The sequence below is a fragment of the Exiguobacterium sp. FSL W8-0210 genome (assembly GCF_038006045.1).
Lineage (GTDB): Bacteria > Bacillota > Bacilli > Exiguobacteriales > Exiguobacteriaceae > Exiguobacterium_A.
This window is the reverse complement of the sequence record NZ_JBBOUK010000001.1, coordinates 696,602-717,078: the sequence shown is the minus strand read 5'-3', so window position 1 is coordinate 717,078 and position 20,477 is coordinate 696,602. Positions and strand designations below refer to the sequence as shown.

The window sequence follows — 20,477 nt, the reverse complement described above, 5'->3', positions numbered from 1 at the left end:
GTCAACTCGGAAATAAAATCGCTTCCCCGAACGAATTGAATAAAGTCAGACCGACCCAGGATAGACCAGCAAGCAGAACACCCCAGGCTAAGAAAGAAAAGATAATCAAACCGACGGCTCCTGCTGCACTCGTCATTTTACTGATTTGTACCGTGTAAAAGATGAAGTAGATGAAAAAAGACACAAGCAAGACGATTCCGACATGCAAGAAGGACGTCATGAAGGCGAAGCTGACACAACCTCCGATAAGTAGCAGAATACTTCCCGGACGTAACATGCCGAGTGTCGTTCCCTCTTGTTCCTTGATGAAAAAGGCGAAACCGAGCTGATTGATCGTATCCGATAATAATTTCAATGAACTGAAGATCATGAAGTAGACAATCAAAAAGCCGAGCCAAACGACAAGCTTCGTATCGCGTGCCGTCAAGAGTTGTAACAATTCATCGTACACACCAACTTGATCGAGCCAATGTAATGCGAGTTCCGTCGTTGCAATCGCAAGGGACGTACTAAATAACAAGATGCTGATCAGCGGAGCATAACTTAATAGGTAAACGTTCGTACGCATGTAGAGTCTCCATTCATAGAAAATTCATATGTAGCACACAATTTCACTTACAGGTATACTATAATAGATTATATCGGTTCAAGAGACTGAAGGGGGAAACAAAAATGGCATTTATCTTAATGGTCGGCGTAAGTCTTGCGTTTTTGACAGCAATCTTCACTGCAGGCTACAACAAAAAACCTGAAGGTAACGAATAATTCATAAAGAGGCTGGGACATAACTCAGTTTCACAAACGAAAGGCCCTCGAAACGTGTAGTCGTTTCGAGGGCCTTGTTCTATGATGAAAAACCGGTTCTGAATAAACAAATAAGGACAACCTCTGATAAAGTTAAAGTGACTAAACCATAACCATCGGAGGTGCCCTTATGTTTAAAGATTATAACATGAACCAGCTGGTTCTGCCCTTAGATTTAGAAGTTCGTCTTCAAGAAAATGATATCGCGTTCGCTGTCCATCATCTCGTCGAATCCATTCCGGATGATGTTTTCGATCCTTTCATGCGGACGACGGGATGCCCTGCTTATCACCCGCGGATGATGATGAAAATTATTTTATGTGCCTACACACAGTCGGTCTTCTCCGGTCGGAAGATTGAGGGATTACTATCCGATAGTCTGCGGATGATGTGGCTAGCGCAAGGGAATGCGCCGAGCTATCGTACCATCAACCGTTTTCGAGTGCATCCCGCAGTCACTCCAATCTTGAAGCAAGCCTTCGTTACCTTCCGTTGCCATCTCGTCGAGATGGGAGAAATCAATGAAGAAGCCATCTTTATCGATGGTACAAAGCTAGAGGCGAATGCGAACCGATACACCTTTGTTTGGCGGAAATCGATCGAACGTCATAGTTCGTCTCTCGTGGACAAATCGAATCGTATCTATGACAACCTCGTCGAACAAGACATCCTACCGGAAATTGAACGAGAAAGCCCGGACGAGCTCACTCTCTCAGAACTCGAACACATGGGTGAAGCTTTAGACGCACATATCGCTTCCATCAACCAAAAAATCGAGGCGAGTTCGGATACTCAAGAAAGAAAACGTCTACGTTCTGAACGGAAGGAACCACGTCTCCTTCGAAAGGAGATTACAGATTTCATCGAGCGGAAACAGAGATACGCCCTCCAAAAGAGGACGCTCGCTGGACGGAACAGCTATTCGAAAACAGACACAGACGCGACGTTCATGCGAATGAAGGAAGATCATATGCAAAATGGACAACTCAAGCCAGGCTATAACGTTCAAATCGCGACCGAAGGACAGTACACACTCGCTTATGATATTTATCCGAATCCGACGGATGCCCGGACGTTACTCCCCTTTTTAGATGAGATCAGCTCATATTTACCACTACCACCGCATATCGTTGCGGATGCCGGCTATGGGAGTCAGGAGAATTATCAGGATATTCTGATGCGCCGAGGGCGCATTCCACTCATCCCTTATACGATGTTCGAAAAAGAAAAGTCTCGAAAATGGCGCAATGATCCATTTAACACAGTAAACTGGTCTTATGATGAAAGGTCGGATCGTTTTGTGTGCCCTAATGGACAGGACGTAACATTCCGTTACATGTCCAAGAGAACAGATCGGTACGGATTCACGCGTGATTTCAAGGTGTATGAAAGCGAAGGGTGTGATGGCTGCCCGTTTCGCTCCCGTTGTACCAAGGCCAAAGAGGGTCGTCACCGACAGGTACACATAAACACTTCATGGGAAGAACAAAAAGAACAGATGAAAAAATGGCTTTCAGATCAAAAAACAGGATCCCTCTATGCGAAACGGAAGATAGACGTGGAACCAGTTTTTGGATATCTGAAGGCTAATTTGAGTTTCACTCGCTTTTCTGTGAGAGGAAAAGCGAAGGTGAAGCGTGAGCTCGGCTTCATCCTCATGGCCGTAAATTTAAGAAAATGGCTCATCCAAAGCGTTGCCCGAAGGGCAACTTGACGCGAGACAATGAAAAAAGAAGGAATTGCACATCCTGAGTGATGGCAATTCCTTCTTCTCGTTAAATTCAGCTAGTTATGTCCCAGCCTCTTTTGCTTTATAGAAGACCTGCGTATCCTTGCTGACGTAATGCTTCATAGACAATGATCGCTGCCGTGTTCGAGACGTTCAGTGAACGAACGAGATTCGATTGGGGTAGACGGATACAACGCTCTGCGTTCGCATCGATGACTTCAAGCGGCAATCCTTTTGTTTCCCGACCAAAGACGAAGAAATAATCCTGTTCGACGTCCGATAAGTCGATCTGGCTCGGGTACTGTTCTCCATATTTCGTAATATAGTAGAAAATACCTTCCGGATGCTTCTCCCACAGTTCTTCTAACGAATCATGATAACGGACATCGACGAATTCCCAGTAATCGAGACCCGCACGTTTAAGTTGCTTATCGTCCGTCGAGAAGCCGAGCGGTCGGATCAAGTGAAGGACGGAATGCGTCGCTGCACATGTGCGTGAAATATTTCCTGTATTTTGAGGAATCTCCGGTTGATACATAACGACATGAATAGCCATGGTTTAATTCTCTCCTATCTCATGCGCTAAAAGCGCTTCTTTATGGGCAATCCCACTTGCAAAACCCGTCAGTTTACCAGTCGCCCCGATGACACGGTGACACGGATAAATTAACGCGATTGGATTCCGGTTCAAGGCACCACCAACGGCTCGTGCTGCCTTTGGTTTCCCAATCATTCGAGCCAGTTCACCGTAACTGATCGTCTGACCAAACGGAACGGTTCGTAAAGCGTGCAATACTTGCTCTGCAAAAGGCGTGACACGCAACTGACAAGGAAGTTCATCAAGCGCTTGTCGATCGCCGACTGCGTAACGATCAAACGCCATGCGCCAAGCTTTCGGTAATTCACCGTCGCCGGTTTCTTCTTGCAAATGGGTTCGAGCACGCTCTTCATTCAATCCAAAATCGAGATACACGATGTGCTCTTTTTCCCATGCGACGAGCAATGTACCAAACTCATAAGTGAGCTGTTGAAATGGCATCTGCTTCCCCCCACTCCTCAAGTAACCGTTGTCCTTCGGTTTGCACATCCACTGCAATATCGGCTAAAAGACGTGATTCGATATATGACTTTTCTTCAATTCCACCAATTCGACCAACTGCCCAGAGTGCCAGTGCCCGCATGTCTTCCCGGGCATCCGTTTCTATCATCAATCGTAGCGCATCAATCGCACTCTTGTCTCGATAATGGACGAGCGCACAAATCGCATTACGCTGAATCGGCTTCTTTCCACGCCATGCGCCAGATAACGTACCGAACCGGCTCTTGAACTCACGATTACTCATGGATAAGAGTGGAACTAAGAGCGGTTTGACTTGTTCTGGATCCGGCTGCAGTTCAGCATGATGTGTCGCATTCTTCTTCCGGTTATACGGACATACTTGCTGACACGTATCACAACCGTATAGACGGTTCCCAAGCGCCATTCGGAATGGTTCTGGTAGTAACGTTTTCGTCTGCGTCAAAAACGAGATGCACCGTTTAGCGTCGATGACGCCAGGTTCAACAAGCGCATCCGTCGGACAAGCGTCGATGCACTTATTGCATGTCCCACACAATTCTTCGACTGGCTGATCCGGCGGTAGGACGATATCTGTAATCAGTTCACCAAGATAGAGATAGGATCCGTGCTCCTCACTGATGATCGAGCAGTTTTTCCCACTGAATCCGATACCTGCTCGTTCTGCTACTGCACGATCGACGAGTTCTCCTGTATCGACCATCGAGCGTGTCCTTGCACCTGGACTCAATTCTTGAATTTTTTCTTCAAGTAACGTCAAGCGTTGTCGCAACGCCTGGTGATAATCCAGTCCCCAGGACGATCGACAAAAGATTCCCCGTCGCTCCCCTTCCTTGCCACGAGGTGCATTTTTGAGAGTACTTGGATACGCGACCGCAATGGCAATGATCGAAGCGGCATCTTCAACGAGTAGAGACGGTGTCGTTCGAAGGTCGAGATCGGGCTCTTCAAAACCAGAAGCGAATCCTTTTTCTTGTTGCGCTTGCAGGCGACGTTTTAAGACAAGAAATGGATCAGCCGTCGTCACCTTCAATTCATCGATCCCAATTTCTGCTGCGTACTCTTGTAAAGCCAATTTCAATTGCATACCATCCATCACGATCTACTCCTTTCCTCGTTAAAATCCCGTTCCTAAACAAAAAGAGCAAGGTGTCAGCGAAAACGACACATTGCTCTTTTTTGGTAAGCGGGTGAAGGGAATCGAACCCTCGTCATCAGCTTGGAAGGCTGAGGTTTTACCATTAAACTACACCCGCATGATCAGGTGAAACATCAGATTGTGTAAAAAGTATAAAGCGGGTGAAGGGAATCGAACCCTCGTCATCAGCTTGGAAGGCTGAGGTTTTACCATTAAACTACACCCGCATGATCAGGTGAAACATCAGATTGTGTAAAAAGTATAAAGCGGGTGAAGGGAATCGAACCCTCGTCATCAGCTTGGAAGGCTGAGGTTTTACCATTAAACTACACCCGCAAGATACCGGTGGTCGGAATCGAACCGACACTCCAAAGGAACACGATTTTGAGTCGTGCGCGTCTACCAGTTCCGCCACACCGGCACAATCTCTTGCAAAACTATTTAATTGAGAAATAGTTGGAGGCGCCAGTCAGAATCGAACTGACGATAAAGGAGTTGCAGTCCTCTGCCTTACCACTTGGCTATGGCGCCACTCATTGGAGCGGAAGACGGGATTCGAACCCGCGACCCCGACCTTGGCAAGGTCGTATTCTACCACTGAACTACTTCCGCTTGAAAAGCTGGGCTGGAAGGGATCGAACCTTCGCGTGCTGGAATCAAAATCCAGTGCCTTACCACTTGGCTACAGCCCAATAATAAGAGGGCGACTGATGGGAATTGAACCCACGAATGCCGGAATCACAATCCGGTGCGTTAACCACTTCGCCACAATCGCCATGGTAAACAGGGGCAGCAGGAATCGAACCCGCGCTGACGGTTTTGGAGACCGTAGTTCTACCGCTAAACTATGCCCCTATGGTGGTGGGGGGGGGCGGATTCGAACCGCCGAACCCGAGGGAGCGGATTTACAGTCCGCCGCGTTTAGCCACTTCGCTACCCCCCCACAAATGGGAAAATCATGTTGTTAATAAAGATGGTGGCTTTGGACGGAATCGAACCGCCGACACAAGGATTTTCAGTCCTTTGCTCTACCAACTGAGCTACAAAGCCTTAACAATGGCGGTCCTGACGGGATTCGAACCCGCGATCTCCTGCGTGACAGGCAGGCATGTTAACCGCTACACCACAGGACCGTATGTAATTGCGGGGGCCGGATTTGAACCGACGACCTTTGGGTTATGAGCCCAACGAGCTACCAGACTGCTCCACCCCGCGACGCTATAAATGGTGACCCGTACGGGATTCGAACCCGTGTTACCGCCGTGAAAGGGCGGTGTCTTAACCGCTTGACCAACGGGCCATTATGAATTGAAAGTGATGATGGCGGAGAGCAAGGGATTCGAACCCTTGAGACGCTTTTGACGCCTACACGATTTCCAATCGTGCTCCTTCGGCCACTCGGACAGCTCTCCATTGTACGTGGTGAAGAAGTAATAAATGGCTCCGCAAGTAGGATTTGAACCTACGACCTACCGGTTAACAGCCGGTTGCTCTACCGCTGAGCTATTGCGGAACGATCGCCTGGCAGCGTCCTATCCTCACAGGGGGAAGCCCCCAACTACTTTCGGCGTTCAAGTGCTTAACTTCCGTGTTCGGCATGGGAACGGGTGTGACCACTTGGCTATCGCCACCAGACATTTATTATCTTAACATTATGTTCGCATAACGTCAAGACTTTTTTTCGTTTTTTTGAAAGGCTCGCGCCTTCAAAACTGAAGTCATCAACAATGCATCTGCTAGAACAAGGCCTCGACCGATTAGTATCACTCAGCTCCACATGTCGCCATGCTTCCACCCGTGACCTATCTACCTCATCGTCTCTGAGGGGTCTTTCTTGATTACTCAAAGGGAAATCTCATCTTGGAGGGGGCTTCATGCTTAGATGCTTTCAGCATTTATCCCGTCCGCACGTAGCTACCCAGCGATGCTCCTGGCGGAACAACTGGTACACCAGCGGTGCGTCCATCCCGGTCCTCTCGTACTAAGGACAGCTCTCCTCAAATTTCCTGCGCCCACGACGGATAGGGACCGAACTGTCTCACGACGTTCTGAACCCAGCTCGCGTACCGCTTTAATGGGCGAACAGCCCAACCCTTGGGACCTACTCCAGCCCCAGGATGCGATGAGCCGACATCGAGGTGCCAAACCTCCCCGTCGATGTGGACTCTTGGGGGAGATCAGCCTGTTATCCCCAGGGTAGCTTTTATCCGTTGAGCGATGGCCCTTCCATGCGGAACCACCGGATCACTAAGCCCGACTTTCGTCCCTGCTCGACTTGTAGGTCTCGCAGTCAAGCTCCCTTCTGCCTTTGCGCTCTACGAATGATTTCCAACCATTCTGAGGGAACCTTTGGGCGCCTCCGTTACTGTTTAGGAGGCGACCGCCCCAGTCAAACTACCCGCCTGACACGGTCCTCCAGCCGGATCACGGCTGCGAGTTAGAGACTCTATGCATGAAGGGCGGTATCCCAAGGGTGACTCCTCCGAAGCTGGCGCTCCGGGCTCGACGTCTCCCGCCTATCCTGTACATCATGCACAAAGCCTCAATATCAGGCTGTAGTAAAGCTCCATGGGGTCTTTCCGTCCTGTCGCGGGTAACCTGCATCTTCACAGGTACTATGATTTCACCGGGTCTCTCGTTGAGACAGTGCCCAAATCGTTACGCCTTTCGTGCGGGTCGGAACTTACCCGACAAGGAATTTCGCTACCTTAGGACCGTTATAGTTACGGCCGCCGTTTACTGGGGCTTCGGTTCAAAGCTTCGCTTGCGCTAACCCATCCCCTTAACCTTCCAGCACCGGGCAGGCGTCAGCCCCTATACGTCATCTTGCGATTTAGCAGAGACCTGTGTTTTTGCTAAACAGTCGTTTGGGCCTATTCACTGCGGCTCTACTCATGTAGAGCGTCCCTTCTCCCGAAGTTACGGGACCATTTTGCCGAGTTCCTTAACGAGAGTTATCCCGCGCGTCTTAGAATTCTCATCTCGCCTACCTGTGTCGGTTTACGGTACTGGCGCCTTCCCCCTCACTAGAGGCTTTTCTTGGCAGTGTGAAATCGTGACCTACGTCCCTACGGGACTCCGCGTCGTTCCTTGACTTTGGTGCCTGACGGATTTGCCAATCAGACGGTCTTGAAACTTGCACATGCACTTCCATCCGCATGCGTCACTATCCTCCTGCGTCCCCCCATTGTTCAAACGGTGGATCGGCGGTACAGGAATATCAACCTGTTATCCATCGCCTACGCCTTTCGGCCTCGGCTTAGGTCCAGACTAACCCTGAGCGGACGAGCCTTCCTCAGGAAACCTTGGGCTTTCGACGGAGGGGATTCTCACCCCTCTTTTCGCTACTCACACCGGCATTCTCACTTCCAAACGCTCCACTGCTCCTTCCGGTACAGCTTCACAGCGGTTTGGAACGCTCCCCTACCATTCCTTACGGAATCCGCAGCTTCGGTGGTATGTTTAGCCCCGTTACATTTTCGGCGCGGCGCCACTCGACTAGTGAGCTATTACGCACTCTTTGAATGGTGGCTGCTTCTAAGCCAACATCCTAGCTGTCTAGGCAGCGCCACATCCTTTTCCACTTAACATACACTTTGGGACCTTAGCTGGCGGTCTGGGCTGTTTCCCTCTTGACTACGGATCTTATCACTCGCAGTCTGACTCCCGAGTATAAGTTGCTGGCATTCGGAGTTTAACTGAATTCGGTAACCCTGTGGGGGCCCCTAGTCCAATCAGTGCTCTACCTCCAGAACTCTCAACCTCGAGGCTAGCCCTAAAGCTATTTCGGGGAGAACCAGCTATCTCCAGGTTCGATTGGCATTTCACCGCTACCCACACCTCATCCCCGCACTTTTCAACGTGCGTGGGTTCGGACCTCCAGTCAGTGTTACCTGACCTTCATCCTGGACATGGGTAGATCACCTGGTTTCGGGTCTACGACAACGCACTGAACGCCCTGTTCAGACTCGCTTTCGCTACGGCTCCGCCTCATCGGCTTAACCTCGCGCGTTATCGTAACTCGCCGGTTCATTCTACAAAAGGCACGCCATCACCCGTTAACGGGCTCTGACTACTTGTAGGCATACGGTTTCAGGATCTATTTCACTCCCCTTCCGGGGTGCTTTTCACCTTTCCCTCACGGTACTGGTTCACTATCGGTCACTAGGGAGTATTTAGCCTTGGGAGATGGTCCTCCCGGATTCCGACGGGGTTTCACGTGTCCCGCCGTACTCAGGATCCACTCTGGAGGGAAAACAGTTTCAGCTACAGGGCTGTCACCTTCTTCGGCCGACCTTTCCAGGTCCTTCACCTACTGTCTTCCTTTTTGACTCCGTATAGAGTGTCCTACAACCCCGAAGAGCATGCTCTCCGGTTTGGGCTGTTCCCGTTTCGCTCGCCGCTACTCAGGGAATCGCATTTGCTTTCTCTTCCTCCGGGTACTTAGATGTTTCAGTTCCCCGGGTCTGCCTCACGCTACGCTATGTATTCACGTAACATGTCCCATCCCATTACGGATGGTGGGTTCCCCCATTCGGAAATCTTCGGATCAAAGCATACTTACTGCTCCCCGAAGCATATCGCTGTTCGTCGCGTCCTTCATCGGCTCCTAGTGCCAAGGCATCCACCGTACGCCCTTCATACCTTGATCTAGCGTTGGTATTCTAAGAACACACGTCTTAAATGACATGGTTAATTAAAAGTTTGATGTCTTGTTGATGTCTTCAGTTTTCAAGGTGCGAGTGTCTCTTACGAGACTGAGAGACGAGCTCTCAAAACTGAACGATGGGCATGTCCCGTAAGGGACGTTTTCCTTAGAAAGGAGGTGATCCAGCCGCACCTTCCGATACGGCTACCTTGTTACGACTTCACCCCAATCATCTACCCCACCTTCGACGGCTGGCTCCTTACGGTTACCTCACCGGCTTCGGGTGTTGCAAACTCTCGTGGTGTGACGGGCGGTGTGTACAAGACCCGGGAACGTATTCACCGCAGTATGCTGACCTGCGATTACTAGCGATTCCGACTTCATGCAGGCGAGTTGCAGCCTGCAATCCGAACTGGGAACGGCTTTATGGGATTGGCTCCACCTCGCGGTCTCGCTGCCCTTTGTACCGTCCATTGTAGCACGTGTGTAGCCCAACTCATAAGGGGCATGATGATTTGACGTCATCCCCACCTTCCTCCGGTTTGTCACCGGCAGTCTCCCTAGAGTGCCCAACTGAATGCTGGCAACTAAGGATAGGGGTTGCGCTCGTTGCGGGACTTAACCCAACATCTCACGACACGAGCTGACGACAACCATGCACCACCTGTCACCATTGTCCCCGAAGGGAAAACTTGATCTCTCAAGCGGTCAATGGGATGTCAAGAGTTGGTAAGGTTCTTCGCGTTGCTTCGAATTAAACCACATGCTCCACCGCTTGTGCGGGTCCCCGTCAATTCCTTTGAGTTTCAGCCTTGCGGCCGTACTCCCCAGGCGGAGTGCTTAATGCGTTAGCTTCAGCACTGAGGGGCGGAAACCCCCCAACACCTAGCACTCATCGTTTACGGCGTGGACTACCAGGGTATCTAATCCTGTTTGCTCCCCACGCTTTCGCGCCTCAGCGTCAGTTACAGACCAAAGAGTCGCCTTCGCCACTGGTGTTCCTCCACATCTCTACGCATTTCACCGCTACACGTGGAATTCCACTCTTCTCTTCTGTACTCAAGCCTTCCAGTTTCCAATGGCCCTCCCCGGTTGAGCCGGGGGCTTTCACATCAGACTTAAAAGGCCGCCTGCGCGCGCTTTACGCCCAATAATTCCGGACAACGCTTGCCACCTACGTATTACCGCGGCTGCTGGCACGTAGTTAGCCGTGGCTTTCTCGTAAGGTACCGTCAAGGTACGAGCATTCCCTCTCGTACGTGTTCTTCCCTTACAACAGAGTTTTACGATCCGAAAACCTTCATCACTCACGCGGCGTTGCTCCATCAGACTTTCGTCCATTGTGGAAGATTCCCTACTGCTGCCTCCCGTAGGAGTCTGGGCCGTGTCTCAGTCCCAGTGTGGCCGATCACCCTCTCAGGTCGGCTATGCATCGTCGCCTTGGTGGGCCGTTACCCCACCAACTAGCTAATGCACCGCAAGGCCATCTCAAGGTGACGCCGAAGCGCCTTTCATCAGCGGACCATGCGGTCCGATGAACTATCCGGTATTAGCTCCGATTTCTCGGAGTTATCCCAATCCTTGAGGCAGGTTCCTTACGTGTTACTCACCCGTCCGCCGCTCATTCCACTGCCTTCCCTCCGAAGAGTTCCGTCAGTTTCCTGCGCTCGACTTGCATGTATTAGGCACGCCGCCAGCGTTCGTCCTGAGCCAGGATCAAACTCTCCATGAAGTGTTTGACTTGCTCGTTGTGTGACCGAAGTCACGATTGACGAAGCTTGCGCTTCATTCGTTTTTGTATTCCGTAGAATACGATTTTTGCCTCATCGTTCAATTTTCAAAGTTCGTCGTGTCGTTTTCAGCGACTTTAATAAGATATCACGGAATAACTTAAGCGTCAATCCCTTTTTGAAATCTTTTTTCTTTCTCGTCACCGTCCAGTGCGTGTTGCCCTGTCGACATGTATTAATATACTATCTCGGTATAATACCGTCAATAGTTTTTCTAAAAAACTTTTGAAAACTTTTTCCTTCTATATATAGCCAAAACAACATATAGAAAAAAATAAAGCCGATCGTCATACGACCGGCTCATACGTTACGAGTTCGACCCCTGCTCCTTTAGTTGTTTGATACGAAATCCTGATCAGACCTTTTCGCATGAAGAAATCAATCAGACTACTTAAATCTACTTTGACTTCTTGCAGTCGCTCTTCTTCCATCAATTCATACATCGTCCAAGGACTTGTCCGCTCACGCATGATTTCAAATAAATAGCGTCCTCCCGATAAGACCTTCGACTGCAGAAGATGCTCAAGTCCAATCAAGGCGAGGTGAATACGTTGATCTAATGTCTCTTCACTCATCAATAATTGTTCATATAGTTTATAGACATCCGGATCATCGAGTCGCGCTTGTTCCCAGACGACTGTCTCGGGATGTTTTCCTTTTTCCAGAACAGATAATCGCGCGAGATGATGTAATGCGTGATGGACGTGTGTATAGGCATCATAATGATGTCCGCGACTGAACAAGTTCCTTCCGTCTTGGAAACGACGCAAAAGTTTAGCGAACGAAATCGTCATCTGTAAACATCTTTCCTCCTCAGGAAAGTTTAATAGCTGCCGTTTTAAATCAACTAAGTAATCATTTCGTTCAAACACGATCGTTCCTTCCGCAATCCAGTGAATCGCACGTCGATTGGCATTTAACAAAATCCAGCGTGATAAGACATCTTCATGTACGAGGTGTAATGATACCTTTAGTGTATTCAGTCGATAATGTTTGATCGTCCACTCGACTTCTGGGTCTCTCGTGATGACGACAAGAAGTGTATCAAATTGATCCGTCAGGGAATCCCGTGGTTGCCGTTTCTCAACAGCAATGATCCCTTGTGTTTCACGATAAGCCGCGTACTCCGAATAAATCGTTCGTGTTGCTTGTTCCATGTACTTCTCACCCTTCTATACGAACTCGTCGTTACCATTTTCGACAAAAAAACAAGCTTTCCTTCTTCAGGCAATCCCACTTCTTATGCTAGACTGACAACAGGGGGAATTCACTTGAAAAAACAACGTAAAAATAAAATAAACCGCGCGCGAAACTTAGCTATGTTTCTCGTCTTCGGTGGGATGCTCGTCATGTATGTCGGTCTATTGCTCAAACAATTTGAAATCATCATGGTCTTACTCATGCTTCTCGGTTTCGTCATGGTTCTCGCCAGTACGGCACTCTATTTCTTGATTGGTCTGACATCAACGAAGGCAGCTGTCGTCACTTGTCCGAACTGTGGAAAAGAAACAAAGGTCCTTGGTCGAGTCGACTTATGTATGCATTGCGATGAACCATTGACGATGGATCCATCTCTTGAAGGAAAAGAATTCGATGAAAAATATAATAAACACAATAAACGAGCTCCCCGCTAAGGCAGCTCGTTTTTTTATTGGACATTCGATTGACAGTCCGGGCAAGTTCCGTACACTTCTAATCGGTGACGATCGACTTTAAAGCCTGTTAAATGCGCCGCAACCGTTTCGACATCATCGAGCACAGGATAATTGAAGTCAACGATCTTTCCGCAATTTTCACAGATCATGTGGTAATGGCGTGTCGTAACGAAGTCGAAGCGACTTGAAGCGTCTCCGTAATTCATTTCCTCAACGATTCCTTTTTCTCGAAACACGCGTAAGTTATTATATACAGTCGCCACACTCATGTTTGGAAAACGATGTTCGAGTGCACGATAAATCTCATCCGCTGTCGGATGCGTGTGTCCCGTCGTTAAATATTCCAAAATCGCGTGACGTTGTGGTGTCATTCGAACGCCTGATTCCCGAAGTGACTTCACGGCGTCATCCAGCATTTCGTTAGCCACGTCCATCCCCTCATTTCTATCTTTCATTGATTATCAGATTGTAATCTTTATAATTAGTCTACCTACAAATAGGTATTCCGTCAACGGCTCTGCACCGGATTTGACGTCCATGATACAATCATATCGTGATATTTTTCACGAATCATCGATTGGAGGAATCCTCATGTCTACCCACACTACACGTCCTACTTCAGAGGCGTTATATGAAATCGCACAAGAGTGTATCGTTGGTGGCGTCAACAGCCCATCCCGTTCATTCAAAGCCGTCGGTGGCGGCGCACCTGTCTATATGGAACGCGGAGAAGGTGCTTACTTTTATGATGTCGATGGCAATCGTTATATCGATTACTTAGCAGCCTATGGTCCGATCATCACGGGACACGGTCACCCTCACATTACGGAAGCGATCACCCACGCTGCCCAAAACGGTCTTCTTTACGGCACACCACACCGTCTAGAAATCAACTTTGCACATAAACTACAAAAAGCGATCCCATCGCTTGAAAAAGTACGCTTTACGAACTCGGGAACCGAAGCTGTCATGACGACGATTCGTGTCGCACGTGCGTATACGGGTCGTGAGCTCGTCGTGAAGTTCAGCGGGTGTTACCACGGTCACTCGGATTTGATGCTGATTGCAGCAGGAAGCGGACCAGCGACACTTGGTTCTCCCGATTCAGCTGGTGTCACGAAAGCGACGGCAAAAGAAGTCATCACGACACCGTTCAATGATATCGAATCGTACCGTCAAATCATGGAACAATGGGGCGATCAAGTCGCTTGTGTACTCGTTGAACCGATCGTCGGAAACTTCGGTATCGTCGAACCGCAACCTGGATTCCTTGCTGCGGTCAACGAAATCACGCATGCACACGGCGCACTCGTCATCTATGATGAAGTCATCACAGCCTTCCGATTCACGTACGGCAGTGCACAAGAGTTACTCGATATCCGTCCCGATATGACGGCACTCGGCAAAATCATCGGTGGTGGTTTACCAATCGGCGCTTATGGCGGTCGCAAAGAAATCATGGAACACGTCGCGCCACTCGGTCCGGCTTACCAAGCAGGTACGATGGCAGGTAACCCAGCATCCATGGCTGCGGGTATCGCTTGTCTTGAATTACTTGAGCAGCCTGGTGTCTATGAACAACTCGATCACCTTGGCGCCTTACTCGAACAAGGTGTGCTAGAAGCAGCAAAACGTCATAACGTCACGATTACGATCAACCGTCTAAAAGGTGCCATGACGGTCTACTTCACGGATGAAACAGTTATCGATTATGATGGTGCAGAACGTGCAGATAGCGAGATGTTCGGACGTTTCTTCAAATTGATGCTAGAAGAAGGCGTCAACCTTGCCCCTTCGAAATACGAAGCGTGGTTCTTGACGACGGAACATACGGAAGCCGACATCACAGAGACGATCGCAGCAGTCGATCGTGCCTTTGCTCGACTCTAAGTCTTCCTCCTAAAAAAGCAGCGACCCTCACGAGGATCGCTGCTTTTGTGTTATTCGACGAGTTCCAGATTTTGAATGGCATACAGTTCGAAATACGCACCCCGTTTTTGCATGAGGACTTCGTGTGTTCCGATTTCCGTAATTTGACCATTTTCGATGACGACAATCTTATCGGCATCAGTGATCGTTGATAAACGGTGCGCGACAGTAAATGTCGTCCGCCCTTTCGCGAGACGCGCTAACGAATCTTGAATCATCGCTTCACTCTCCAAATCAAGCGCACTCGTCGCTTCATCCAAGATCAGAATCGGTGGATTTTTCAAGAAGACCCGTGCAATCGCAAGACGTTGTTTTTGACCACCCGATAACTTGACGCCGCGTTCTCCGACCGGCGTATGATAACCGTTTGGTAATCGTTCGATGAATTCATGGGCATTTGCTGCTTTTGCTGCCGCGATGACTTCCTCGTCCGTCGCCTCCGGATTCCCCATCTTGATGTTCATTTGGACCGACTCACTGAAGAGAATCGACTCCTGCATGACCATCCCGATCTGATCGCGAAGACCTCGCAACTTCAAGTCACGAATGTCAACGCCGTCAAGCGTGATCCGACCGGCAGACACATCATAGAAACGCGGAATCAAACTGACGAGCGTTGATTTCCCGCCACCTGACATCCCAACGAAAGCAATCCGTTCACCTGCCTGAACGTCAAGCGTCAACCGATCAATCGCTAGCTCGCCGCCTTCTTCATAAGCGAAACTGATGTTTTCGAACTGAACGTTTCCGCGGACATTTTTTGGTTCGCGTGCATTCGGTTTTTCCGTGATGTCATATGGCTCATCTAAAAACTCGAACATCCGGTCCATCGAAGCGATCGACTGCGTCAACGTCGTTGAGGAGTTGACGAGACGACCGAGCGGCGCATACAGGCGATCGATATAACCAATGAACGCAACCATCGTCCCGAGTGTCACTTGTCCGTTCAAGACGAAGAACGCCGCTGTCCCGAAAATGAGGATCGGTGCGAAATCCGTAATCGTCGAGACGACGACGTACGTTCGCGCATTCCAGTTCGTTTGACGCAGCGCCGCTTTTAAGAACCCATCATTTTGATGTTTGAACGCTTTGTTCTCGTGCGGTTCGAGTGCAAAACTACGAATGACTGCCATGCCGTTGACCCGTTCCGTCAAATGACCTTGTAGTTCCGCAAGTGCTGCCGAACGTTCCCGTGTCAATCCACGTAAGCGACCGTAAAAGAACTTAACGGCGAGAGCATAGAATGGTAATGGGATGATCGCGACGAGCGTCAACTGCGGATCAATCGTCCACATGATTGCGATCGCAATGAAAATCGTGATCATATCAAGCCACAGGTTCATTAATCCCGTGACGACGAAGTCTTTCGTCTGCTCGACATCATTGATGATTCGCGAGATGACTTCTCCAGTTTTCGTATTCGAATAAAAACGAAGCGATAATTTCTGAACATGATCAAACAATCGATTCCGTACGTCAAATAAAATCTTCGACGCGGACCATTGCGCGAGGTACTGGCGAACGTATTCGAGCGGCGGTTTGACAATCAAGAAGATGAAGACACCCGCTCCAATCAAATACGCCAATTGTTTACTTTTTTCCGCCATCGGCATCGTGTTTCCAGTTAGGATATTGTCGATGATGTACTTATACAACAACGGAAGTCCGAGTGGGATCGAGAACTTGATGATCCCGACGAAGACCGTCAGGAGGATCTGTTTTTGATACGGCTTGACGAACGCCATATAGCGGCGGATCGAACCTTGTTTCTTACGTTTTGCTTGTGTTGCCACGTGTTTCACTTCCTTCAATTAAAAAAAGACGATGGCGAACCATCATCTCCGATATCTTGTTTCATATTCACGATACCACATATCCACGAAAGCCGGGTTGAATGGACCCTTCCGACTGCGAATCCACTGAATCAGGATTTGGACATTGTCTTTCAAAATACGATCAATCGCCTTCGGATAATTCATCTCGCGGCGATGCTTCTCATACTCGTCCTCATCGAGGATCATGTAGGACATGTCCGGATACACTTTGATATCTAAATCGTAATCAATGTACTTGACTGCTCGATCTTTCTCATCGAACGTAGAAGGTGATCCAAGATTGCAGTAATAGTAAATGCCATCCTCCCGAATCATACAAATGACATTGAACCAGAGTTCTGTTGAAAAGTAACAGATTGCAGGCTCTCGTGTTCGCCACTGACGACCATCCGATTCACTGACCATGATGCGGTCATTGAACCCAATCAATTCTTCTTCCGTCGATTTCAGCACGAGCGTTTCTTCCCAAACTCTGTGTAAGCTCCCGTTATGTTTGAAACTTTGAATCTCAATCTTGCTACTTTCTTTTGGGAATCGACTCATGTGCTACTCCTTTCTAAAGCGTTTTTCTTCCATTCTGTTATACTCTCGTGCTTATTATACCCATTTTCAGAACGCATGAAAAACGAAAGGGTGTTTTTTCAGAAAAATGACGGAATTCAGGCTTGAAAGTGATTCAAAATCGCACTTTTTCGTTGTTTGAACATCGGTTTCAAGATGAATGCTTCAATGACGAAGGCGGGCAAGAAGGATGCATACGTCACTTCATCCACGAAAAAGACGCCAGATTCACGTTCTTCGACTCGGTGCACATGGCACCATGCCCGGAATGGATACGGCACTTTTGTACCAACATCGACGAAGACATATTCTTCTACGAAAGGAATCCAAGACGTCCACGAGACAAATAGTGGAGGAACACCAACGCGTAAACGAATCGTATTTCCCGCTCGTGTCCGCGTATCGCCCGACGTCTTCACTTGTGGAAATACCGTCAATCGACTTAAGGCCTTGGCGTCACTTAAAAAATCCCACGCTTGCTCCTTTGATGTATCGACACGTGTCTCAAAACGAAAAGTATGCATTAGATCTCCCCCTTTAATAGTCGATCAATCTTCATTTGCGCGACAGATACCGGATGCGTCGCATATGTTTCCTGATCAACCAGTACCGTCTGGTCCGGCTGTTCCGTCACGCGATAGACAGCAATTTCCCAAATCCGGTGTGAGAAGACATGTCGAACGTGTCCAACAAGCGTTCCATTACGATCTTCTTCTGCTTCTCGAAGTGGGTATTGCCACATACCTGCGAGCAAGCCCGTTTCTGCTCGTTGTTCAATTGCGATTTTTCCGTTCGTTTCATAGACGAGAGCATCATACGGAATAATTTGCGTCTTCCCTTTCTTCGTCTTCACAGGTAGTTCTTCCTGTGCATTTCGATCATATGCAAAACAAACGTCTTGAACAGGACAGAGTCCACACATCGGAGACTTCGGTGTACAGACCATCGCGCCGAGTTCCATCAAGCCTTGATTGAAGCTGGACGGGTCAGCCGGATCAATCAATTGATGTACCGCCGCCTCAAACAATTTCCGTGTCTTCGGTGCAGCAATGTCTTCATAAATCCCAAGTACACGCGAGAGGACGCGCATCACATTTCCGTCTACAGCTGGTTCTGCTTGCCCATAAGCAATCGATAGAACCGCTCCTGTCGTATACGGACCGACACCCTTCAGCTGACTGAACAATTCCTTTTCGTCCGGAACGATTCCATCATATTTTTCAACAACTTCCTGAACCGCGATTTGAAGATTCTTGACACGGGAATAGTACCCTAAGCCCTCCCAGTGCTTCAGGACTTCACTTTGATCCGCTTCTGCTAAGTCATGCGGTGTCGGAAAACGTTTCGTGAAGCGCTCATAATACGGGATGACCGTATCGACGCGTGTTTGTTGAAGCATGATCTCGCTAATCCAGATATGATATGGGTTTTTGGTTCTTCGCCACGGGAGATCCCGCTGTTCACGAAGGAACCAGGCAATCAGTTCTGTGGTAAATTGTGTTTTATTAAAGTTTGTGAAATATTCTTGAACGACAGTCAAAAGGTTACCTCTTTTCTCTTGGATACGATATATTTATTAAAAATTACTCGGCAGAACCTCGATGGATTCACCATCACGATTTTATAGAAGGAGCGAATTCGCATTGGATACTGGTACGCATATCGGCATGGGACTTTGTCTCGCCGCCATCTCGACGCTACACCCTGACGTCGCAGCGAGCACGACGATGTTTGCTGCCGTGACGACGACGGCGCTCGTCGGCTCACACGCACCGGACTTCGATACTGTCTTTAAGTTTAAAGGAAACAGCGCCTACTTGCGTCAACACCGCGGAAAATCGCACGGGTTGATCGCCTTGCTCGCCTGGCCGTTATTACTTTCAATCGTCATCGGCACGTTATTCAGTGTACCTCCGACTTCATTATGGCTGATGGCGCAGATCGCTGTCGCTCTTCATGTCTTCGTCGATCTGTTTAACGCTTACGGAACACAAGCCTTACACCCGTTCAAAAAATCCTGGATTGGTTGGGGTGTCATCAATACATTTGATCCATATCTGTTCACGATGTATTATGCCGCGTTCGGGATTTGGCTACTAACGAGAGCGACGATCGTCATCTTCCCGATTTTAATCGCCATCGTCATCATCTACTACGCTGTTCAATTCAAGTTACGAAACGATGCCCTCGCGACCGCAGCCCGCTATTATCGCGGTGCGCATAAACTGTTCATCTCCCCTGGCATGAAATGGGATGAATGGCATGTCGCGGCACGTTTACGCGATGAGTATTCCGTCGTTAAGATTAACAGTGGAACCGTCGTCGAATGCGGAAACTTCCGGATCAAGGACGAACCACACGGTGACGCCTTGTACGAAATCGTCAAACAAAACGCGGACTTGCAAGCGTTTCTTGAGTTCTCGAAGATTCATACGTATACGGTCTCACGAAAGGATGGCATTGTCGAATACCGCTTCACTAACCTGCGTTACTTCACGAAGGAAGTCTATCCATTCGTTGCCGTCGTCAGAATCGACGCTGCCACACAAGAGATCGTCAGCTCCTATACCGGCTGGGTGTTTAGCGAACGGACCTTGCAGAAAAAACTGTTCATCCCTGCATTATAAAGACAAAGCTCCGCGCAACGGAAATCCCGATGCGCGGAGCTTTTTTCATTCGACGTTTCGACCTGTCATCAATTGCTTGAATTTTTCGTTCGTCGTATTAAACCGGTGTAACATTGCCCCGTGCTGTTTGATCTGTTGCTCGACGAAATGAACCGCGACGGCTTCACCTTGATATTTCTCACCTGCGCGCGCGAGTGTCGCTTCGAAATCTTCCCACAGCACTTCGACCCACGTCAGTGCTTCTTCCGGGGTTAATACTTCATTCACTTGCAATAATTCTTCAGCCAGTTGCTGAAGGGCTTGTTCTCGATTCGTCATGTCTGTTCTCCCTCTCCTGTGAATAACGCGAGCGGAATCGCGACTTCCTGAGCGGTTCCTTCAAAATGTCCCCAACCCATGACGCCATTGACGAAGTGTAAATCAAATCGTGCCTCTTCTCCTTCGATTCGGTAAAAGGCTCCCCGTTCGAATCGTGCCGGATCAATCAAATAACTTTTCGCAATGGCGATTTTTCGCGTCACGACTTCCACTTCACTGACGTTCCCGTGTTGCTCCGCTTTTCGTTTTTGTTCACTTAATTTCGTGATCAACATCTCAAGCTCGTATTTCGATAATTGACTCATCCGTGTCTCCATTACAAAAACTCCCCCTCTTCGTTTTTCAGTATAAACGAAAAGGAGGAG

Annotated in this window: 16 protein-coding genes, 16 tRNA genes and 3 rRNA genes; 4 read left to right on the top strand and 31 right to left on the bottom strand. The window is 48.8% G+C overall.

Annotated features, from left to right (window positions below; genetic code table 11):
• Window position 1: 1 nt before the first annotated feature.
• Window positions 2–568 carry a DUF5366 family protein gene (locus MKY22_RS03780; protein WP_029340917.1) on the bottom strand — a complete coding sequence of 189 codons (567 nt, stop codon included), beginning with the start codon at window positions 566–568 and terminating at the stop codon, window positions 2–4.
• 366 nt (window positions 569–934) lie between these two features.
• Between MKY22_RS03780 and MKY22_RS03775 the strand changes: the two genes are divergently transcribed.
• Window positions 935–2,518 carry an IS1182 family transposase gene (locus MKY22_RS03775; RefSeq protein WP_341086759.1) on the top strand — a complete coding sequence of 528 codons (1,584 nt, stop codon included), beginning with the start codon at window positions 935–937 and terminating at the stop codon, window positions 2,516–2,518.
• 97 nt (window positions 2,519–2,615) lie between these two features.
• Here the strand turns inward: MKY22_RS03775 and trmL are convergent, their stop codons facing one another.
• The 23 genes from trmL to MKY22_RS03660 form a co-directional block, all read right to left on the bottom strand.
• The gene (gene trmL, locus MKY22_RS03770; RefSeq protein WP_023467320.1) at window positions 2,616–3,089 is read right to left on the bottom strand and encodes a tRNA (uridine(34)/cytosine(34)/5-carboxymethylaminomethyluridine(34)-2'-O)-methyltransferase TrmL; all 474 of its coding nucleotides are present in this window, start codon (window positions 3,087–3,089) and stop codon (window positions 2,616–2,618) included.
• Between the two features lie 3 nt (window positions 3,090–3,092).
• On the bottom strand, window positions 3,093–3,572 hold the full coding sequence (locus MKY22_RS03765) for a methylated-DNA--[protein]-cysteine S-methyltransferase (RefSeq protein WP_290779604.1): 480 nt from the start codon (window positions 3,570–3,572) through the stop codon (window positions 3,093–3,095).
• Window positions 3,547–4,707, bottom strand: coding sequence for a tRNA epoxyqueuosine(34) reductase QueG (queG, locus tag MKY22_RS03760; protein WP_214860879.1), 1,161 nt, complete (start codon window positions 4,705–4,707; stop codon window positions 3,547–3,549). The genes MKY22_RS03765 and queG overlap by 26 nt, the downstream gene beginning before the upstream one ends.
• A gap of 89 nt (window positions 4,708–4,796) precedes the next feature.
• Window positions 4,797–4,867, bottom strand: a tRNA-Gly gene (locus tag MKY22_RS03755).
• A 38-nt stretch (window positions 4,868–4,905) separates the two neighbouring features.
• Window positions 4,906–4,976, bottom strand: a tRNA-Gly gene (locus MKY22_RS03750).
• 38 nt (window positions 4,977–5,014) lie between these two features.
• Window positions 5,015–5,085 (bottom strand) — tRNA-Gly (locus MKY22_RS03745).
• A 4-nt stretch (window positions 5,086–5,089) separates the two neighbouring features.
• A tRNA-Leu gene (locus tag MKY22_RS03740) sits at window positions 5,090–5,170 on the bottom strand.
• A gap of 36 nt (window positions 5,171–5,206) precedes the next feature.
• Window positions 5,207–5,280, bottom strand: a tRNA-Cys gene (locus MKY22_RS03735).
• Between the two features lie 6 nt (window positions 5,281–5,286).
• Window positions 5,287–5,361, bottom strand: a tRNA-Gly gene (locus MKY22_RS03730).
• 8 nt (window positions 5,362–5,369) lie between these two features.
• A tRNA-Gln gene (locus tag MKY22_RS03725) sits at window positions 5,370–5,441 on the bottom strand.
• 10 nt (window positions 5,442–5,451) lie between these two features.
• Window positions 5,452–5,524 (bottom strand) — tRNA-His (locus MKY22_RS03720).
• Window positions 5,525–5,533: 9 nt separating this feature from the next.
• Window positions 5,534–5,604, bottom strand: a tRNA-Trp gene (locus MKY22_RS03715).
• Between the two features lie 4 nt (window positions 5,605–5,608).
• Window positions 5,609–5,692, bottom strand: a tRNA-Tyr gene (locus MKY22_RS03710).
• Window positions 5,693–5,723: 31 nt separating this feature from the next.
• A tRNA-Phe gene (locus MKY22_RS03705) sits at window positions 5,724–5,799 on the bottom strand.
• Between the two features lie 7 nt (window positions 5,800–5,806).
• A tRNA-Asp gene (locus tag MKY22_RS03700) sits at window positions 5,807–5,882 on the bottom strand.
• 8 nt (window positions 5,883–5,890) lie between these two features.
• Window positions 5,891–5,964 (bottom strand) — tRNA-Met (locus MKY22_RS03695).
• Window positions 5,965–5,974: 10 nt separating this feature from the next.
• Window positions 5,975–6,049: transfer RNA gene (locus MKY22_RS03690), tRNA-Glu, on the bottom strand.
• A gap of 21 nt (window positions 6,050–6,070) precedes the next feature.
• A tRNA-Ser gene (locus MKY22_RS03685) sits at window positions 6,071–6,161 on the bottom strand.
• A 26-nt stretch (window positions 6,162–6,187) separates the two neighbouring features.
• Window positions 6,188–6,262: transfer RNA gene (locus MKY22_RS03680), tRNA-Asn, on the bottom strand.
• 6 nt (window positions 6,263–6,268) lie between these two features.
• Window positions 6,269–6,384, bottom strand: a 5S ribosomal RNA gene (gene rrf, locus MKY22_RS03675).
• Window positions 6,385–6,486: 102 nt separating this feature from the next.
• Window positions 6,487–9,400 (bottom strand): 23S ribosomal RNA (locus MKY22_RS03670).
• Between the two features lie 167 nt (window positions 9,401–9,567).
• Window positions 9,568–11,129, bottom strand: a 16S ribosomal RNA gene (locus MKY22_RS03665).
• The 16S, 23S and 5S rRNA genes sit together here with 16 tRNA genes alongside, the layout of an rRNA operon.
• Window positions 11,130–11,474: 345 nt before the next feature.
• Window positions 11,475–12,344 carry a nucleotidyltransferase-like protein gene (locus tag MKY22_RS03660; protein WP_290776914.1) on the bottom strand — a complete coding sequence of 290 codons (870 nt, stop codon included), beginning with the start codon at window positions 12,342–12,344 and terminating at the stop codon, window positions 11,475–11,477.
• Between the two features lie 114 nt (window positions 12,345–12,458).
• Here MKY22_RS03660 and MKY22_RS03655 point away from each other — a divergent pair, with 114 nt between their 5' ends.
• The gene (locus MKY22_RS03655) at window positions 12,459–12,821 is read left to right on the top strand and encodes a DUF2614 family zinc ribbon-containing protein (RefSeq protein WP_290776913.1); all 363 of its coding nucleotides are present in this window, start codon (window positions 12,459–12,461) and stop codon (window positions 12,819–12,821) included.
• Window positions 12,822–12,835: 14 nt separating this feature from the next.
• Here MKY22_RS03655 and perR read toward each other — a convergent pair whose 3' ends face one another.
• A complete protein-coding gene (perR, locus tag MKY22_RS03650; RefSeq protein WP_369792039.1) occupies window positions 12,836–13,258 on the bottom strand; it encodes a peroxide-responsive transcriptional repressor PerR in 423 nt (140 codons plus the stop codon).
• Between the two features lie 175 nt (window positions 13,259–13,433).
• Between perR and MKY22_RS03645 the strand changes: the two genes are divergently transcribed.
• Window positions 13,434–14,732 (top strand): glutamate-1-semialdehyde 2,1-aminomutase, encoded by a 1,299-nt coding sequence (locus MKY22_RS03645; RefSeq protein WP_290776912.1) that lies wholly within the window; start codon window positions 13,434–13,436, stop codon window positions 14,730–14,732.
• A 50-nt stretch (window positions 14,733–14,782) separates the two neighbouring features.
• On the opposite strand, the gene MKY22_RS03640 is transcribed toward MKY22_RS03645, so the two are convergent.
• The 4 genes from MKY22_RS03640 to mutY form a co-directional block, all read right to left on the bottom strand.
• Complete coding sequence (locus MKY22_RS03640; RefSeq protein WP_290776915.1) at window positions 14,783–16,516, bottom strand: ABC transporter ATP-binding protein; 1,734 nt, start codon at window positions 16,514–16,516, stop codon at window positions 14,783–14,785.
• Between the two features lie 90 nt (window positions 16,517–16,606).
• Complete coding sequence (gene ntdP, locus MKY22_RS03635) at window positions 16,607–17,149, bottom strand: nucleoside tri-diphosphate phosphatase (protein WP_023467311.1); 543 nt, start codon at window positions 17,147–17,149, stop codon at window positions 16,607–16,609.
• Window positions 17,150–17,265: 116 nt separating this feature from the next.
• Complete coding sequence (locus tag MKY22_RS03630; RefSeq protein ID WP_290776911.1) at window positions 17,266–17,691, bottom strand: SRPBCC family protein; 426 nt, start codon at window positions 17,689–17,691, stop codon at window positions 17,266–17,268.
• The gene (mutY, locus tag MKY22_RS03625; RefSeq protein ID WP_195865949.1) at window positions 17,691–18,707 is read right to left on the bottom strand and encodes an A/G-specific adenine glycosylase; all 1,017 of its coding nucleotides are present in this window, start codon (window positions 18,705–18,707) and stop codon (window positions 17,691–17,693) included. The genes MKY22_RS03630 and mutY overlap by 1 nt, the downstream gene beginning before the upstream one ends.
• A 103-nt stretch (window positions 18,708–18,810) precedes the next feature.
• On the opposite strand from mutY, the gene MKY22_RS03620 reads away from it, so the two are divergent.
• Entirely contained in the window at window positions 18,811–19,794 is a 984-nt protein-coding gene (locus MKY22_RS03620) for a metal-dependent hydrolase (protein WP_214725256.1), read from the top strand.
• A 45-nt stretch (window positions 19,795–19,839) separates the two neighbouring features.
• Here the strand turns inward: MKY22_RS03620 and MKY22_RS03615 are convergent, their stop codons facing one another.
• Together MKY22_RS03615 and MKY22_RS03610 are read right to left on the bottom strand one after the other, a co-directional pair.
• Window positions 19,840–20,112 (bottom strand): YfhJ family protein, encoded by a 273-nt coding sequence (locus tag MKY22_RS03615; protein ID WP_341086736.1) that lies wholly within the window; start codon window positions 20,110–20,112, stop codon window positions 19,840–19,842.
• Window positions 20,109–20,429 (bottom strand): DUF1811 family protein, encoded by a 321-nt coding sequence (locus MKY22_RS03610; protein ID WP_341086734.1) that lies wholly within the window; start codon window positions 20,427–20,429, stop codon window positions 20,109–20,111. The genes MKY22_RS03615 and MKY22_RS03610 overlap by 4 nt, the downstream gene beginning before the upstream one ends.
• Window positions 20,430–20,477: the final 48 nt, after the last annotated feature.